General features: G+C 67.5%; 16 protein-coding genes and 2 tRNA genes. 5 read left to right on the top strand and 13 right to left on the bottom strand.

Annotation, left to right across the window (positions count from 1 at the left end; translation table 11 throughout):
* Positions 1-7 precede the first annotated feature (7 nt).
* The 4 genes from ACFVWR_RS17960 to ACFVWR_RS17945 form a co-directional block, all read right to left on the bottom strand.
* Positions 8-358 carry a metallopeptidase family protein gene (locus ACFVWR_RS17960; RefSeq protein ID WP_387215369.1) on the bottom strand — a complete coding sequence of 117 codons (351 nt, stop codon included), beginning with the start codon at positions 356-358 and terminating at the stop codon, positions 8-10.
* A 4-nt stretch (positions 359-362) separates the two neighbouring features.
* Complete coding sequence (locus tag ACFVWR_RS17955) at positions 363-1,445, bottom strand: hypothetical protein (protein WP_387215366.1); 1,083 nt, start codon at positions 1,443-1,445, stop codon at positions 363-365.
* Between the two features lie 41 nt (positions 1,446-1,486).
* Entirely contained in the window at positions 1,487-2,242 is a 756-nt protein-coding gene (locus ACFVWR_RS17950) for a hypothetical protein (protein WP_387215363.1), read from the bottom strand.
* Positions 2,243-2,594: 352 nt separating this feature from the next.
* The gene (locus ACFVWR_RS17945) at positions 2,595-3,848 is read right to left on the bottom strand and encodes an MFS transporter (RefSeq protein ID WP_387215360.1); all 1,254 of its coding nucleotides are present in this window, start codon (positions 3,846-3,848) and stop codon (positions 2,595-2,597) included.
* 75 nt (positions 3,849-3,923) lie between these two features.
* Between ACFVWR_RS17945 and ACFVWR_RS17940 the strand changes: the two genes are divergently transcribed.
* Positions 3,924-4,463: an ArsR/SmtB family transcription factor gene (locus ACFVWR_RS17940; protein WP_387215357.1), complete on the top strand. Its 540-nt coding sequence runs from the start codon at positions 3,924-3,926 to the stop codon at positions 4,461-4,463.
* 30 nt (positions 4,464-4,493) lie between these two features.
* Here the strand turns inward: ACFVWR_RS17940 and ACFVWR_RS17935 are convergent, their stop codons facing one another.
* The 5 genes from ACFVWR_RS17935 to ACFVWR_RS17915 all read right to left on the bottom strand — a co-directional run bounded on the left by ACFVWR_RS17935 (position 4,494) and on the right by ACFVWR_RS17915 (position 8,733).
* Positions 4,494-6,524 (bottom strand): glycosyl hydrolase family 28-related protein, encoded by a 2,031-nt coding sequence (locus tag ACFVWR_RS17935; protein ID WP_387215354.1) that lies wholly within the window; start codon positions 6,522-6,524, stop codon positions 4,494-4,496.
* A 182-nt stretch (positions 6,525-6,706) separates the two neighbouring features.
* Complete coding sequence (locus tag ACFVWR_RS17930) at positions 6,707-7,069, bottom strand: hypothetical protein (RefSeq protein WP_387215351.1); 363 nt, start codon at positions 7,067-7,069, stop codon at positions 6,707-6,709.
* 93 nt (positions 7,070-7,162) lie between these two features.
* Positions 7,163-7,238, bottom strand: a tRNA-His gene (locus tag ACFVWR_RS17925).
* A gap of 52 nt (positions 7,239-7,290) precedes the next feature.
* Positions 7,291-7,911, bottom strand: a complete 621-nt coding sequence (orn, locus tag ACFVWR_RS17920; protein WP_387215348.1) for an oligoribonuclease — start codon at positions 7,909-7,911, stop codon at positions 7,291-7,293.
* Between the two features lie 9 nt (positions 7,912-7,920).
* Entirely contained in the window at positions 7,921-8,733 is an 813-nt protein-coding gene (locus tag ACFVWR_RS17915) for an SGNH/GDSL hydrolase family protein (RefSeq protein WP_387215345.1), read from the bottom strand.
* A 151-nt stretch (positions 8,734-8,884) separates the two neighbouring features.
* On the opposite strand from ACFVWR_RS17915, the gene ACFVWR_RS17910 reads away from it, so the two are divergent.
* Both ACFVWR_RS17910 and ACFVWR_RS17905 read left to right on the top strand, forming a co-directional pair.
* Positions 8,885-9,145 (top strand): thioredoxin, encoded by a 261-nt coding sequence (locus ACFVWR_RS17910; RefSeq protein ID WP_387215342.1) that lies wholly within the window; start codon positions 8,885-8,887, stop codon positions 9,143-9,145.
* Between the two features lie 80 nt (positions 9,146-9,225).
* Entirely contained in the window at positions 9,226-9,486 is a 261-nt protein-coding gene (locus tag ACFVWR_RS17905; protein ID WP_387215339.1) for a LapA family protein, read from the top strand.
* 179 nt (positions 9,487-9,665) lie between these two features.
* Here the strand turns inward: ACFVWR_RS17905 and ACFVWR_RS17900 are convergent.
* The 3 genes from ACFVWR_RS17900 to ACFVWR_RS17890 all read right to left on the bottom strand — a co-directional run bounded on the left by ACFVWR_RS17900 (position 9,666) and on the right by ACFVWR_RS17890 (position 11,616).
* Positions 9,666-9,738 (bottom strand) — tRNA-Arg (locus tag ACFVWR_RS17900).
* A 34-nt stretch (positions 9,739-9,772) separates the two neighbouring features.
* Positions 9,773-10,258, bottom strand: a complete 486-nt coding sequence (locus tag ACFVWR_RS17895; protein ID WP_387215336.1) for a DUF1905 domain-containing protein — start codon at positions 10,256-10,258, stop codon at positions 9,773-9,775.
* A 53-nt stretch (positions 10,259-10,311) separates the two neighbouring features.
* On the bottom strand, positions 10,312-11,616 hold the full coding sequence (locus ACFVWR_RS17890; protein ID WP_387215372.1) for an MFS transporter: 1,305 nt from the start codon (positions 11,614-11,616) through the stop codon (positions 10,312-10,314).
* A gap of 163 nt (positions 11,617-11,779) precedes the next feature.
* On the opposite strand from ACFVWR_RS17890, the gene ACFVWR_RS17885 reads away from it, so the two are divergent.
* Positions 11,780-12,634: a LysR substrate-binding domain-containing protein gene (locus ACFVWR_RS17885; protein WP_387215333.1), complete on the top strand. Its 855-nt coding sequence runs from the start codon at positions 11,780-11,782 to the stop codon at positions 12,632-12,634.
* Between the two features lie 9 nt (positions 12,635-12,643).
* Here ACFVWR_RS17885 and ACFVWR_RS17880 read toward each other — a convergent pair whose 3' ends face one another.
* On the bottom strand, positions 12,644-13,861 hold the full coding sequence (locus ACFVWR_RS17880; protein ID WP_387215329.1) for a cation:proton antiporter: 1,218 nt from the start codon (positions 13,859-13,861) through the stop codon (positions 12,644-12,646).
* A gap of 74 nt (positions 13,862-13,935) precedes the next feature.
* On the opposite strand from ACFVWR_RS17880, the gene nadE reads away from it, so the two are divergent.
* Entirely contained in the window at positions 13,936-14,778 is an 843-nt protein-coding gene (gene nadE, locus ACFVWR_RS17875; RefSeq protein ID WP_387215326.1) for an ammonia-dependent NAD(+) synthetase, read from the top strand.
* Positions 14,779-14,830 lie beyond the last annotated feature (52 nt).

The following is a 14,830-nucleotide window of genomic DNA, read 5'->3' as shown; positions in this document are numbered from 1 at the left end:
CACGAGCTCAGGCCCAGCCGAGCTCGTGCAGGCGTTCGTCGTCGATGCCGTAATAGTGCGCGATCTCGTGCACGAGCGTGATGTGGACCTCGTCGCGCAACTCGGCCTCGTCCGCGCAGATCGCGAGGAGGGGTTCGCGATAGAGGATGATCCGATCGGGCATCTCGCCGAACCCGTACGTGTCGCGCTCCGTGAGGGCGACGCCGTCATAGAGACCGAGCAGATCGAGCGAGCCGTCTTCCGGCCTGTCCTCGACGACGAACACCACGTTGTCGAGCCCGTCCACCATGTCGTCGGGCAGTTCGTCGAGCTCATCCGTGACCAGGGCTTCGAAGGCGTCGGCGTCGAGGTCGATCACGGCATCACCAGGCGCTCGTCACGGCGGCGTGCAGATCGAGCAGGCCCGCCGTGCGCTCGCTCGGTCCACGACCGAAGCCGCACTCGGTGGCGACGCCGAACCGCCGCACGGCGGCCGCGGCAGCCGCGATGCGACGCTCGGCGCCCTCGACCCCGTCTTCGTGGTGCACGAGCCCCAGGTAGAGCTCGGTGTCATCCGGGATGCTGACACCCGCCAGGGGCGCGAAGAACTCCGCGTCATCCCGCTCGATCGGTACAGGCAGATGGAAGAAGGTGATGGGCCGGGTCGACTTCTCCAGAGCGCCCGCGATCACGTCGGCGAGGTGGCCCGCATCCGTCGGCTGCACGAAGTGGGATTCTTCGACATCGCCGTAGCAGAGGTGGTAGCCGACCTCGACGTCCTCCGGTACGGCCGCTGCCTGGCGCGCGACGCGATCGGTCACGCCGCCGAGCACGTCGTCGAACCACGGAGAGATCGCGTGGGCCGAGCGGATGTTCGCCGATTCGAGCAGAGCGAACTCCAGGGCGGTGTCCCACTGGATGGCGAGATCGGCGTGCGGCACACCGGCGAGGATGCGCTCCAACTCGCCGAACAGCGCGCGCTCGTACGCAACCTCGAACGCGGCGCGGTTCTCGGCGACGAAGAACGAGCCGGCGATCGCCGCCGGCGTCGGAAGCGACACCTGGAACCGCACTCCTTGAGGGATCGCGCCTTCATCGCGCAGCCGGGAGAACGTGGCGTACGACTCGAGGGCGGCGTCCGCGTACCCGATGTCGGGGAAGACGAGGTCGTCGGCCGAGACGCCGTCTTCGATGAAGAAGGGGCGGCCGTCGAAGATCTCGCGGATGTAGAAGGGCTCGGTCGGCACGCGCGAGAGACCCGCCATCGTGTCGAACCGGCTCTTCTGAAACTGGATCCAGTAGAAGCGTTCGCCGACCTCGCCATCGGGAAGACGACGCATCCGGTCGCCCAGATGCGCGGCCACTGTGCGGAAGACCGCGTCGGCGTTCGGGAGGTTGACGCTTCCGAGGAGGTGCGCGCCCTGAACGTCGGGCTGCGGGCCGGCGGGGGAGGTGGCGGAGTTCACTCCGCGAGCCTACCGGCGCCGACCCGGCCGGCGCACTCCGATCAGTACCAGTTGACCGACTGCGAGTGCGACCATGCGCTGCACGGCGTGCCGTAGCCGCGGGCGATGTAGTCGAGGCCCCACTTGATCTGGGTGCTCGCGTTGGTCTGCCAGTCGGCGCCGGCGGTGGCCATCTTGCTGCCGGGGAGCGCCTGCGGGATGCCCGCGGCCCCACTGCCGGAGTTCGAGGCCTGGTAGTTCCAGCCGGATTCCTTCTGCCAGAGGTTGCTCAGGCACTGGAACTCGCCGTCGCCCCAACCGTGCATGCTGGCGGCGAGGGAGCGGGCCGTCGCTTTCGCCCCGTCCGGAGTATTGGCGAGCGCCGCTGCCTGGGCTGCCGCCTCGGCGGCCTTGCGGTCGGCCTCGGCGCCGGCGGCGGCGACACTGTCGGACGCGGCCTTCGTGTTGTCGATCGTCTTGCGGAGCGCGGAATCGTCGAGCTTGCGGTACGCGCCGAGCCCGGCGATGGCGGTCTTGGCCGCCGAGGTGTCGACCTTCGACTGGTTGGCGGTCACCGTGGCGGTGGCGCCGTCGAGCGTGGTCTTCGCCTCGCTCTCGAGGCGCTGACGCACGATGCTCTCGTAGACGGAGAGCTGTTCGTGGCGCATCCCGGTGGACTCGGAGAGCTCGCGGGTGTCTTTGACGCTCTGCTCCTGGGCCAGGGTCGGGCCGATCACGGAGGCGACGAGCATGGTGGCGGCGACGCCTTTGACGAGGTGGTTGAAGGTGAGGCTGGTCTTGCGGATGGTTCTGAGCATTCTCTTCCAGAGTTCTTCGCGGCCCCGTCGGCGACCGGACCAGCGCGCAGGCGTTCCGGTGGCGATCGGCGAAGTCCTGGAGGAAACGCGATCCGACGGGTTGGAGACCGCGCGCACGTGCGGAATCGTCCGGGGAGCGGGGGCTCAGAGGGCGTGCGGCGTGCGACGCGGGCGTCCCGCGCGACAGGCATCCGGTGACGGGGGAGTCGGGGGTTCGACGTCGTCGCGGGGTTCAGCAGGGATGCGGGTCGTGCGTGACGGAACGGCTGACAGTGCCGTTCGATCCGTCAACCGTAAAGGGTCTGGCTGGGCAGAACGGGTACAGAGCCTGGGAGGGTGGTGTGTACGGCGGTCACGCGTTCGGCTGCGACGCGGCGCCGCTCGCCGGCTCCGCGGACCGCTCCGCCTCTGCCATCCGCTTGTCGGTCACCCAGAACATGCCGATCAGGAGGGTCAGGGTGACGGCGCCCATGATGGCGAACACCGGCTGGAGCCCGAGCACCTGCGCGAGGATGCCGCCGGCCGCGGCGCCGAGGGGCATCGTGCCCCAGGCGACAAGCCGGTAGGCGCTGTTGACGCGCCCCAGGAGCCGGTGGGGAGTGATGCGCTGGCGGAGCGAGACCGTGATGACGTTCCAGACGGACACCGTGACCCCTCCGATCAGGAAAGCCGCGCCGATGACCCACGGATTCGAGGTGAAGGCGGGGGTTGCCACGGAAATGACGCCGCCGAAGATGGTGAGCACGAGGGCGCGAGCGCGGCCGAGCACGCCCTCGACGCGCTCGGCGATCAGTGAGCCGGCCACACTGCCGACGGCTGACGCTGTGAGCAGGAGGCCGTATCCGGGGTCCGTCAACCGCATCGCGGAGTTCGGGCCCACCGCGTACAGCACGAGGATGGTCCACGTGGCGCTTCCCGCGAGGTTGAAGACACCGACCATGATGGCCAGCGCGCGGAGCAGCCTGTTGCTCCAGAGGAACCGCAGCCCCTCGGCGATGTCGGCGCGAACGGTGGTGGTGCGGCTGTGGCCGGTGGTGAACGAACCGCGCAGCACCAGCAGCACGAGGATCGCGAGCACCCAGAGCGCGGCGGGTGCCCCGAAGGCGACGGCCGCGCCGGCCGCGACGAGCACGCCGCCGAGCGGCGGCCCGACGAACTGGTTCGCGGTGAGCTCGGCGGCATACAGCCGCCCGTTCGCCCGGGAGAGCACGGCCGAGTCGACCACCTGCGGCAGGATCGACTGCGCCGAGGTGTCGTAGATCGTTTCGGCGACCCCGATCAGAACGGCGGCGATGTACAGCGCCCAGATCGATCCGGCGCCGAAGACCGTTGCGACCGTGAGGATGGCGAGGAACCCGGCCCGCGCGGTGTTGGCGACGAGCATCAGCTTGCGCCGGTCGAATCGGTCGGCCAGTGCGCCGGCGGTCAGCGCGAACAACAGCCACGGCAACGTGAACGCGAAGGTGAGCCCTGCGATGAGGGTGGGGGAGTCGGTGAACCGGATGGCGACCAGCGGGAGCGCGACCTTCATCACTCCGTCCGCCAGGTTCGAGAGCGCGGACGACGCCCACAGTTTCGCGTACGAAGCACCCAGCGATGAGGTCATGAGGGCAGAATCCCACAGTGATTGGGAAAATTCAAATCGATATGCATGGAGTACATCGGTCGCTATCGTTGACTCATGGCGCACAAAGAGAATCCGGTCGACGCGAAGCGCCGCCCCGCCACCGTCAAGGAGACGAAGGCGATGTCCCACCCCATCCGAGTGCGCATGGTCAGGCTCTGCGGTCAGTACGAACTCACCAACAAACAGTTGGCCGACCGCCTGGGCATCGACCCGGGCACGGCGCACTATCACGTCAAGCAGCTCGTCGACGCAGGGTTTCTGGAGAGCGTTCCGGCGCGCACCGGCCAGAGCGGAGCGCTCGAGAAGCCCTACCGTTCCACAGGCCGCACCTGGTGGCTTTCGGATGCGCTGAGCGGTGCCGACCCCGACAGGTCGTTCGGCCCGGTGGAGGCCTTCCAGCAAGAGCTCGCCGAGGCGGGCACCGCATCCATCGCCACCTATGCCCGGTTCTCCCTCCATCTCTCGCCGGAAGATGTCGACGAACTCGACCGCCGCATCGTCGCGGTGCTCGACGAGTACGTCGAGACCGAAGCCGAGCGCGCCGACCGCCCGGTGCATGGCGGGATCTTCCTGCTGCACCGGTCGGCCGACTGACACCCACCGTTCGCACGGCGGTTCGCCCGCTCAGTTCCAGGGCGACGGTGCCGGTGGCGCGACGACCGGAGGTCGGTCGTCGCAGGTGATCGTGTTCGGGAGCTCCCAGGCGGCGAGCCACGGCCCGGTGGTGCCGCCGCCGGCGTTGCCGCCGAGGTCGGTCAGCGAGAACTCCGATCCCGCCGGCGTGAAGTTGAACGAACCGCAGTTGTTCACGCCGACGGCGCCGACGTTGCGGGCGTCCACGTTCTGGAACGTCGCCGACCCAGCCGACCGCGCACTCACGACGGAGGTGCCCGTGCCGTCGACACGGATGTCGGCGAAGTGCACGTTGGTGATGCGGTACTGATCCTTCACAGGGAAGTCGGTGACGAGCATGATCGCGTTGTAGGTGTTGTCGAGGAAGTGGTCGCCCGTGACCTGGATGTCCGCGTCGATGTTCCGCTCGAGCGCGTAGAACCAGATCGCACCGAGACCGATGTTCCAGTTCAGCTCGTACGTTCCCGCCCGTGCTGTCGTGTTCTCCGCGATGGAAAGGCGGCCGGCGAACGGTTCGGCTCCGAAGCGGGAGCCGACCTGGATGGCGCTGCCCTCACGCACCGGGTCGGCGATCAGGTTCGCCGAGACCGTGTTGTCCGTGCCGCCGTAGATCGCGATGCCGTTCGCCAGAGTCGGCGTCTGAACCGTGTTGTGATCGAACGTGTTGTGCGCGTCGGCCGTCCTCTCCGACCACATCGCGAGGCCGTCGTCGCCGGTGTTGCGCACGAAGTTGTTCGACACGACCGAGTCGGTCACCCCTGTGTGGAAGTTCAGTCCGTCGGCGATCTGGTCGGCGATCTGGGTGTTCGTCACGGAGAGGCGGGTGAGCGGTCCGTCGAGCCAGACACCGACTTTGGTGTGGTGGATGTAGAGGCCGTCGATGCTGGAATCGCTCAGTGCTCCGCCGATCCCGTTCACCTGGTCGGTGTCGATGCGCTCGCGCACATCGCCTTCGATGGCGAAGCCCGAGAGGTGCACGTCGTGGCTGCCGCCGGCGGCCGCGTCTTTGCCGTAGAAGCCGACGCCGGTGTGCACGGAGCCGTCCGGCGCGGGGGTGGCCAGCGCCACCTCCTTGCCCTTGATGATCGTGTACCAGCTGCCCGCGCCCTCGATCGTCACGTCATCGACGAGGATGTGGCGGTCGACGCGGTACACGCCCGGCGGGATGTAGACCTTCAGGTGGGTCTTCTTCGCGAAGGCGACGGCCTTGTCGATGGCGTCGGCCGAGTCGCGCCTGCCGAACGGGTCGGCACCGAACGCCAGCACATTGGCGGCGAGCAGCCGCACGTGCGGTGCACCCACCAGTTGGGAGTCGAGGAGGTCGATGGTCGTGGTCGCGGCCGGCGACCCGGCCGGCGCGGTGAGGCGGAGCTTGTCGCCGGCCTTGTAGGTGCGGCCGAGCAGAAGTCGCTGCTCGTCGTAGAAGTGCATCGGCCGGAAGGGTTTGGCGATGACCGGCGCGGGCGTCGTCGCCGCGGGCACGCATCCGCACTCCGTGATCCACCAATCGGTGTGCAGCAGGCCGGCGTTGGGGTCGTTGGTGAACGGGTACTGGTTGTAGAGCCACGAATACTGGGAGGTGAGCGTCATGGTCTGTTTGGCTCCGCCATTGACCGTCACCGCCAGGGGAGCGGTGATGCCGCCGCCGTTCGGGGCATCCGGGATGCTGTAGCGAACCGTGATCGCGTTCGTGGCGGCGGGCAGCACGAACTCGACGTAGTGCCCCGGGAGCAGGCTGACGGCCGAGCGGCCGGACGCCTCGGCGGGAAGGGTGTATGCGGCGCGTCCCGGGCCGATGACGGTGCCGTTCGTCGTCGCCTCCTCAGCCTCCTGCTCGGAGAACGGCACGGTCGCACCGCGCCCGGCGGAGAGGGACGGATCTATTGCCGCCCGGGTGACCGGGGTCGGGACGACACCGCCGGCGGGCGCGGCGGCCGCCGGAGTCGTCAGGCCGACCAGGGAGATGGCGACGGCGGTGGCGGCCAGCGCGGCCATCGTCTGACGGACTGCGTGTGTTCTCATCGTCGACGAGATCCTCTCGAGATGTGTACGTCATCGGACACCAGGCGGGCAGTGCACCGCCCGAGAATGGCCCGACGATACGGCGCATCCGGTGAGCCCCGCAAGGGCAGAGAGGAAAATGTCGACGAATTGTCGCGTTCTTGCGGCTAGAGGCGAAAGCCGCCGCAAATTCTGACGTGCGCTTACCGCGGGGGCGGATTCTCGGAGCGGTTCACGTCAGGGTCGATCCCGTCGGCCTTGCGGAGTTTCTCGTCGGCGGCGGCGCGAACTCCGGCCGCGTCGTCCTGACGCTCCTGCGCCTGCTGCCGCAGCCGCTGGGCGTCGACTTCGGCCTGTTGTGCGTCGGCGTCCGCTCTGGCCGCTTTCGCCTCTCGTTCGCGCGCGGCGAGTCCGTCATCCGCAGCGGATGCGCGCAGCTCGGTAGCCCGCTGCCTGTCGGCTTCGGCCTTGCGTCGCCGGCCGGCGGTCATGGCCACCGCGACGATGACGGCGATCACGACGACGACGACCACGACGATCACGATGATGAGTGTCGTTGTATCCATGCCGCGCACGGTACCCGCGCTGAACGTGACAATCGAGTGGGCCGCAGTGGGCGGCACGCAGCCGCTGGGCCCATCACAGCGTAAGAAATGACTTGGGGTGAGTAACGGGGCTTGAACCCGCGACCTCCTGGACCACAACCAGGCGCTCTACCAACTGAGCTATACCCACCATGTCTTCGAGCGATCCTGTTCGGCTCGCTCAAAGCAACTCGACGATTCTATTACATTCGCGGCGCCCATTTTTCCACCACCGCGTTGGAGACCGCTTGAACGTCTTCGGTGGTGGGCCCGGGTTCGCCGACAAACGCGGCTTTCCGGTAGTAGTCGAGCTCGCGGATCGATTCGAGAATGTCTGCCAGTGCGCGGTGCCCGCCGTGCTTCTCGGGCGCGTTGAAGTAGATGCGGGGGTACCAGCGGCGTGAGAGCTCTTTGATCGAGGAGACATCCACGCTGCGGTAGTGCAGGTGGTTGTCGAGCCGCGGCATGTACTTGGCGATGAACATGCGGTCGGTGCCGATGGTGTTGCCGGCGAGCGGTGCCGTGCGTGCGGTCGGTGCGTATTTGAGCACGTACTCGAGCACCTCGTATTCGGCCTCCGCGACCGACTTGCCGTTCGGGATCTCTTCGATGAGCCCGGATGTGGTGTGCATGTCGCGCACGAAGTCGTTCATGTTCTCGAGCGCGGACGCATCCGGCTTGATCACGATGTTGAGACCCGGGTCGAGCACGTTGAGATCGAAGTCGGTGATCACCACCGCGATTTCGACGAGTTCGTCGACCTCGAGGTCGAGTCCGGTCATTTCGCAGTCGATCCAGACCAGTCGATCCGAGGAGTTAGCCATGCGAAAAGTCTAGTGCTGGGCTCCGACAGGCTGCGGCACCGGCCGTTTCGGGTCGAGTCCGTCACCGGCCGAGATCCCGCGGAGGCGCCGACCAGCCCACGGGATGGCGTACACGCGCAGCCAGGTTCTGAACGGCAGCGGTGCGGCCGGCGCGGCCGTGGCCGACGCGGTGTCGATGGCGGCGATCTCGGCGTACGGCACGCCGAGGGTGTGGGCTGCGCGGGCGGCGAGCAGCCGATGGCCCCGCCCGCTCAGATGCACGCGGTCGGAAGCCCACATCGCGCCGTCCTGGAACTCGCGCACGCCCCACACGTCGAGCACGACCGCCTCGTTCGCCCGCGCGATGCTCCAGATGTTCGCGTTGAACACCGCGGCCCGCCCGCGGAACGGCTTGAGGAAGAACGCGAACTGGGGGTCGAACAGGTTGGCCAGCAGTACGGTCGACCCTCCGGCGCGCAGAGAACGGATGCCCGCGTCGAGCCGCTCGGCCAGCGCATCCGGGTCTGCGGTGGGGCTCATGAGATCGTTGCCGCCGATCATGACGGAGACGAGGTCGGGGCGCAGGCTCAGCGCGCGGGGCACCTGGTCGCCGACCACGTCGCCGATACGGCGGCCGCGCACTGCGAGATTCGCGAACTCGAATCCGCGGCCGGCGAGACGGGCATCCCCGTCGAGGATGGCGGCGAGCCTGTCCGCCCAGCCGAGCCATGCCGACGGCGGGGCGGCGTGCAGCGGCGACGGATGCGGTGGCGCAGCGTCGCACAGACCTTCGGTGATCGAATCACCGAGGGCCACGTACCGGGTGAATGCGGCTCGGCTCACGGTGCGATTCTCCCCGCGCCGAGGTCGTCGTGCGCCGCCGCACCGGTTCGCGGGCGCGATGGTCGCCGGATGTTCGCCCGACGTACACTGGCATCGTGCGTACGTCATCGGCGGTTTGCCGCCTCGTCACCTCGCTGGGAGCGCCGCGATCATGAAGCTCACCCTCTACACGTCGGCGTTCTGCGAACCGTGCATGCAGACCAGGGCCGTGCTCGCCGAAGCGTCACGTCTTGTTCCCGCCGCCACCGTGACGGAGTTCGATGTCGCCCGCAACATGGAGCAGGCCGAGGCCGACCGCATCCGGGTCACCCCGACAGTGATCGTGAGCACGGCCGACGGGGCGGAGGTCTTCCGCGCCGAGGGTGTGCCGACGCTGGGGCAGGTGCTGGCCGCCGCAGCCAAGGCGGTCTGACGGCGCGAGCGGAAGATGCTGGCCGCGGAGCCTCTTAACCGGGATGATGGACCTGACCGTCCACTGAGAGGATTCCGATCATGAGCACACAGGACGCCGAGAGCACCGACAGCGCAGTCGTCAGGTTTCTGAAGCGCAAATGGCTGGCCATCGTGCTGGTCGTGCTTCTCGTCGTGATCGCGATTCAGAACGGCGTGGGCGACGACAAGGCGACCATCTTCGTTCTGTGGGGGCAGCTGACGATGCCGACCTGGCTGCTCGTCGTCATCGTGTTCCTGATCGGCGGTATCGTCGGCTGGATCTTCGCGCGCAACCGGGCTGCTCGCCGCGCCCGCCGCTGACGCGCCCGCCGCCCGCCGCCCGCCGCCCGCCGCACCGTTCGTGCCATACGTGCGGTTCGCGACCGCTCAACCGCACTTTCCGCACGAACGGACGCCCGCTACAAAGGGTGTGCCCTCGGCAGGAATCGAACCTGCGACCAAGAGATGAGAAGGCTCCAGCGAGTAGTCGCTGGCTACGGTGCCCTCGGCAGGAATCGAACCTGCGACCAAGAGATTAGAAGGCTCCTGCTCTATCCGCTGAGCTACGAGGGCGGGCTGTTCCACGATACCGTAGCGCCCGCCACGGTCAGCGCAGGCGCTGGCCCGCGGTCACCCGCTCGATGGTTCGGGAGATCCGTCGCGCGCGGGTCTCGGGGCGTTTGACCTCTTCGATCCAGCGCTCGTATTCGCGCTGGTGGCTGTAGCTCATGGCCCGGAACGCTTCGAGGGCGCCGGCCTCTTTCAGCGCCGTGCGCGCATCCTCGGCCAGCTCGACGACGCGCACGCTCGTGTCGAGGTCGATGGTCACCCGCACCGTGTCGCCCTCGTCTTTGCCCAGGCGTTCGCGGATGCTCTTCAGCACGAGGATGAGGTGGTCGCCGCCGCCGTAGGTCACCAGTGACCCCCGGTATTCTTCACCGTCGAAGGTGGCGACGACGGGGATGCGTCCTGCCGTTCCGAAGGTTTCCTCGGCGTCGAGGGGGAAGATGACGAAGGCCTGAGAGTTCTCTGCTTCGCCCCGCTGCAGGACGGCGTCGAACTCGATCGGTCCAGGATTTCTATAGCTGGGCATGGTATGAGCCTAGCTCGACTACCTGGGTTCGGCCGCAGAACGGCCCGGAAGGGTCACAGCCGGCCACCGGTCTTGCCTGCGCGGGTGACGATCGTCACGCTCGGCCGGCGTCCGCGAAGGCTGACGCGGAGGCGGAGGCTCGCGCTCCGGGCGATCAGGATGGCGATGACCACCGCGGCGAGTGCCGGAACCAGCCCGGAGATCATCATCGCGATGTGCGGCCCCCAGGTCTCCACGATCCAGCCCATGAGCGGGCCACCGATCGCCTGGCCGCCGAGCAGCACGAGGATGTACAGGGAGATCACTCGACCGCGGATCTGAACGTTCGACGACATCTGCACCAGCGAGTTCGCCCCGGTGATGAACAGCAGGTTGGCGACACCGATTCCGACGAGCAGTGCGCCGAAGGCCAGTTCCGAGGGAGCGAATCCCGCGAACGCCTGCACGACCCCGAGTGCTGCGGCCGTTCCCACCACCATGCTGAGGCGGATGCTGGTGCGCCGTGTCGAGGCGAGTGCGCCCACCAGCGCCCCAGCGGCCACGAGCGCGTTGAAGAGTCCGTACCCTTGCGCTCCGACGTCGAACACGTTGTTCGCGTACGCGGCGAGGAACACGGGCATGTTGAAGGCGAACACGGCGGTGATCGCCACCATCACCACCGTCCAGAAGATGACGGGCTTGTTGCGCACGTAGCGCATCCCCTCGGCCAATTGACCTTTTCCACGCGGGGCGGCGGCTGAGGCGTGCAGCTCGGAGCGTCGCAGAGAGCAGAGACTGCCCACCACGGCGAGGCAGGCGACGGCGTTGATCGCGAACGACCAGCCGCCGCCGACGGCCGTGATGAGGATGCCGCCGACGGCCGGGCCGATCAGACCGCCGAGCTGGAAGATCGAGGAGTTGAGGCTGATCGCGTTGCGCAGATACTTCGGGCCGACGAGTTCGTTGACGAACACCTGCCGTGCCGGGTTGTCGACCACCGTCACGAGACCCAGGGCGAACGAGATGACGTAGACATGCCAGACCTCGGTCGTGCCGGTCAGGGTGAGTACGGCGAGCACGGCGGCGAGCATGGCGGCGGTCGACTGCGTGATGATGAGCAGACGCTGCTTGGAGTAGCGGTCGGCGATCACTCCGCCGTACAGGCCGAACAGCAGCATCGGGGTGAACTGCATGAAGACCGTGATGCCGACGGCGGCGACGCTGCCCGACAGTTGCAGTACCAGCCAGTCCATCGCGATGCGCTGCATCCAGACGGCTGTGTTGGCGATGAGGTTCGACGCGGCGACCCTGCGGTAGTTCGGAACCCGGAGGGAGACGAACGTCTCGCGCCACGGGGGTCTGGTGGAGAGGACCGGCATCGGTCCTGTGGGCGGTGCTGCTGCTGCTGTGGGGTGTGCCACGTGTTTTTCCTGCGTGTCCGGTTTCGTATGAGTGTTCTGTGACTCCAACGCTACGCAAGGTCGGAGTATTCTTGCACCGAATTGAAGCTATAACTCCTATTGGTTTATCGAATGGATGCGCATGTTCGACCCGGTGCTCCTCCGCACCTTTCTCGCGGTGGCCGACACGCACAGTTTCACGAAAGCGGCGAATCGGCTCGGCATCAGCCAGCCCACGGTCAGCCAGCACGTGCGCAGGCTGGAGCAGTCCGCCAAGCGGCAGCTCATCGCCCGGGACACGCGGGATGTGCGCCTCACCGACAACGGGGACGCCATGGCGGGGTTCGCCCGGTCCATCCTGGCGGCGCACGCGGAGGCCGAGAGCTACTTCTCCGGCTCGGCGATGCGCGGACGCCTGCGGTTCGGCGCCGCCGACGACCTCGCCATCACGACGCTCCCGCGCATCCTGCGGCACTTCCGGCAGCAGCATCCGCAGATCAACCTGGAGCTCACGGTCGACCAGTCGGGCCCGCTGTACCGGCGGTTGCAGGCGGGACATCTCGATCTCATCTTCATCAAGCAGAACCCCGGAACCACCGACGGCACCGTGGTGGCGACGGATGAGCTGGTCTGGGTGGGGCAGGAGAAGACCGTGATCGAGCCCGGCGAGCCGGTGCCGCTGATCGCCTACCAAGGTCCGAGTGTGAGCCGGCAGATCACGATCGACGCGCTGGAAGCCGCCGGACGCACCTGGCGCATCACGTGTAACACCCGCGAGGTCAACGGTGTGCTCGCCGCTGTGCGCGCCGGCATCGGAGTGGCTGTCTTTCCGCGGTCGCTCATCCCCTCTGACCTTGTGAAGGTGAGCAACCGGTTCTCGCTCCCCGAACTCGGTGGGGTCGACTTCACGCTGCTGTCGAATCCCGCAGCGGCGCGGGATGCGGTCGAAGCCCTGACGGCGGCGATCCTCGGGCGCGCGCTGACGCGCATCCCGTAGCCGCGCCGTTCAGCCCATCGTCGGAACGCGCTCCGGGTCGGGCGGTCGCAGGCCGCCATCGGATGAGCGGCGCCGCATCGTGAGCGCGAGCAGGGGGAACAGCAGCACCGAGAGCATCCCGGCACCGACGAGAGCTGTGGCGGTCCCCTTGGCGAGATCGCCGTCTTCGAGGCCGATGTTGGTCACCGCCACGATGATCGGCAAACCGGTTGCGCTCAACAGCGTGAGCGAAGCGCGATCGCGGAAGGTGGAGCCCGGGGGAGCGGCGAACGATCCCGGGAGCCCGCGCACGATCAGGAAGAGCACGAGGAAGATCGGGAGCAGAAGCAGGGCGGTGGAATCCCCGATCAGCGCGGACAGGTCGAACCCGATGCCCGTGTTGATGAAGAAGACGGGCACCAGGAGCCCGAACGCGACCGCCTCGAGCTTGGTCTCGATGAGCTCGGCGTCGGGCTTCTTCGCGCCGGCGAGAAGCACGCGGCAGATCACACCGGCGGCGAACGCGCCGAGCAGCATGTCGAGACTGAGCGCGACGCTCAAGCCGACAAGCGCCGCGATCACGAGCACGACGAAACGAACGGCGAACTGGCCGCTCGTGTGCAGCGTCGCACGCACGAGTCGATGGAACCGCTCGTGGGTTCCGCGCGAGGCCAGCCACACCGCGAACCCCGCGATCACGGCGAAACCGATGAGCACGATGGCGGCGGAGAGGGGTTTGCGCCCGCTCAGGAACAGCGAGATCGCGAGAAGCGGACCGAACTCACCCACGGCCCCGACCGCGGTGACGGCACGCCCGAAGGGAGTGTGCATCTCTCCCGCATCCCTCAGCACCGGCATCAGTGTTCCGAGGGCGGTGGAGGTCAGCGCGATGCCGATGTAGACGCCGGCGATCGGATCGGGGGCGAGCACCACCCCGATGAGCACGCCGAGCACGAGGGAGACCACCCAGCCGAGCGCGGCCCTGCGCAGCGGACGCCCCTTGATCGCGGCGAAGTCGATCTCGTTGCCTGCCATGAAGAAGAGGAAGGCGAGACCGAAGTTCGCGATGAAGTCGAGCGCATCCGATTTCGGGATCCACCCGAGAACGCTCGGCCCGAGGATCAGCCCGAGCAGAATCTCGAACACGACGAGCGGAACCTTGGCGACGCGGCCCACCCAGTCGGAGAACAGGGAGGCGACGACGGCCAGCAGTGGGACGAGAACGATGGGGCCGACGCTGGGATCCATGCTCGGATGCTACCGGTCGGGCACGTCTTGCGGTCGTTCACACAGGCGAAACGCGCCGAGGCTAAGGTGTGATCATGCGTGACCTACAGGCCAGAATCATCGCTGAATTGAACGTCAGCGCCGTCATCGACCCCGCCGCCGAAGCGGAGAAAAGGGTCGACTTCCTCGTCGAATATCTGAAGACGACGGGCGCGGCCGGTTTCGTGCTCGGCGTCAGCGGCGGCCAGGACTCGTCGCTCGCCGGCCGCTTGGCGCAGCTCGCCGTGGAGCGCCTCGCCGAGCAGGGTGTCGACGCCGAGTTCATCGCCGTTCGACTGCCGTATTCGGTGCAGCACGACGAAGACGACGCTCAGCTCGCGCTGACCTTCATCAAGCCGCAACGCACCGTGACGTTCAACGTGCAGCGCGGCGTCGACGGCTTCGAAGACGAGTACAAAGACGCCCTGGGCGACGAGATGACCGATTTCACCAAAGGCAATACGAAGGCTCGCGCGCGCATGGTGGCCCAGTACGCGATCGCCGGAGACCTCAAGCTGCTCGTCATCGGCACCGACCACGCAGCCGAGGCGGTCACCGGCTTCTTCACCAAGTACGGCGACGGTGGCACCGACATCCTGCCCCTCAGCGGTCTGACGAAGCGTCAGGGGCGAGCTCTGCTGGAGTACCTAGAGGCGCCGGCGCGCCTCTACACGAAGGCGCCCACCGCCGATCTCCTCGACGACAACCCCGGTCAGACCGACGAGGACAACCTGGGTCTCAGCTATTCGGACATCGACGACTTCCTCGAAGGCAAGGATGTGCCGGCCGAGGTCGCGAGCGCCCTTGAGGCGCGCTACCTCGCTACGGAACACAAGCGCCGGGTACCGGCCAGCATGTTCGACGAGTGGTGGCACGTTCGCGGGGACTACAGCGAGTAGCCCGCGACCACGCTCGACACGACGAAAGAGCGCCGGCGGACGATCCGCCGGC

The sequence above is a fragment of the Leifsonia sp. NPDC058292 genome, assembly GCF_042880955.1.
GTDB lineage: Bacteria > Actinomycetota > Actinomycetes > Actinomycetales > Microbacteriaceae > Leifsonia.
Note: the sequence above shows the minus strand (reverse complement) of the source record. Positions and strands in the feature narration are given on the sequence as shown.

Coding starts and splice junctions, on each gene's coding strand:
- ACFVWR_RS17935 (WP_387215354.1), bottom strand. CDS start 6,524: ATGAGAACACACGCAGTCCGTCAGACGATGGCCGCGCTGGCCGCCACC.
- ACFVWR_RS17885 (WP_387215333.1), top strand. CDS start 11,780: ATGTTCGACCCGGTGCTCCTCCGCACCTTTCTCGCGGTGGCCGACACG.
- ACFVWR_RS17950 (WP_387215363.1), bottom strand. CDS start 2,242: ATGCTCAGAACCATCCGCAAGACCAGCCTCACCTTCAACCACCTCGTC.
- ACFVWR_RS17895 (WP_387215336.1), bottom strand. CDS start 10,258: ATGCCCAGCTATAGAAATCCTGGACCGATCGAGTTCGACGCCGTCCTG.
- ACFVWR_RS17905 (WP_387215339.1), top strand. CDS start 9,226: ATGAGCACACAGGACGCCGAGAGCACCGACAGCGCAGTCGTCAGGTTT.
- ACFVWR_RS17940 (WP_387215357.1), top strand. CDS start 3,924: ATGGCGCACAAAGAGAATCCGGTCGACGCGAAGCGCCGCCCCGCCACC.
- ACFVWR_RS17945 (WP_387215360.1), bottom strand. CDS start 3,848: ATGACCTCATCGCTGGGTGCTTCGTACGCGAAACTGTGGGCGTCGTCC.
- orn (WP_387215348.1), bottom strand. CDS start 7,911: ATGGCTAACTCCTCGGATCGACTGGTCTGGATCGACTGCGAAATGACC.
- ACFVWR_RS17930 (WP_387215351.1), bottom strand. CDS start 7,069: ATGGATACAACGACACTCATCATCGTGATCGTCGTGGTCGTCGTCGTC.
- ACFVWR_RS17910 (WP_387215342.1), top strand. CDS start 8,885: ATGAAGCTCACCCTCTACACGTCGGCGTTCTGCGAACCGTGCATGCAG.
- ACFVWR_RS17890 (WP_387215372.1), bottom strand. CDS start 11,616: ATGCCGGTCCTCTCCACCAGACCCCCGTGGCGCGAGACGTTCGTCTCC.
- ACFVWR_RS17880 (WP_387215329.1), bottom strand. CDS start 13,861: ATGGATCCCAGCGTCGGCCCCATCGTTCTCGTCCCACTGCTGGCCGTC.
- nadE (WP_387215326.1), top strand. CDS start 13,936: ATGCGTGACCTACAGGCCAGAATCATCGCTGAATTGAACGTCAGCGCC.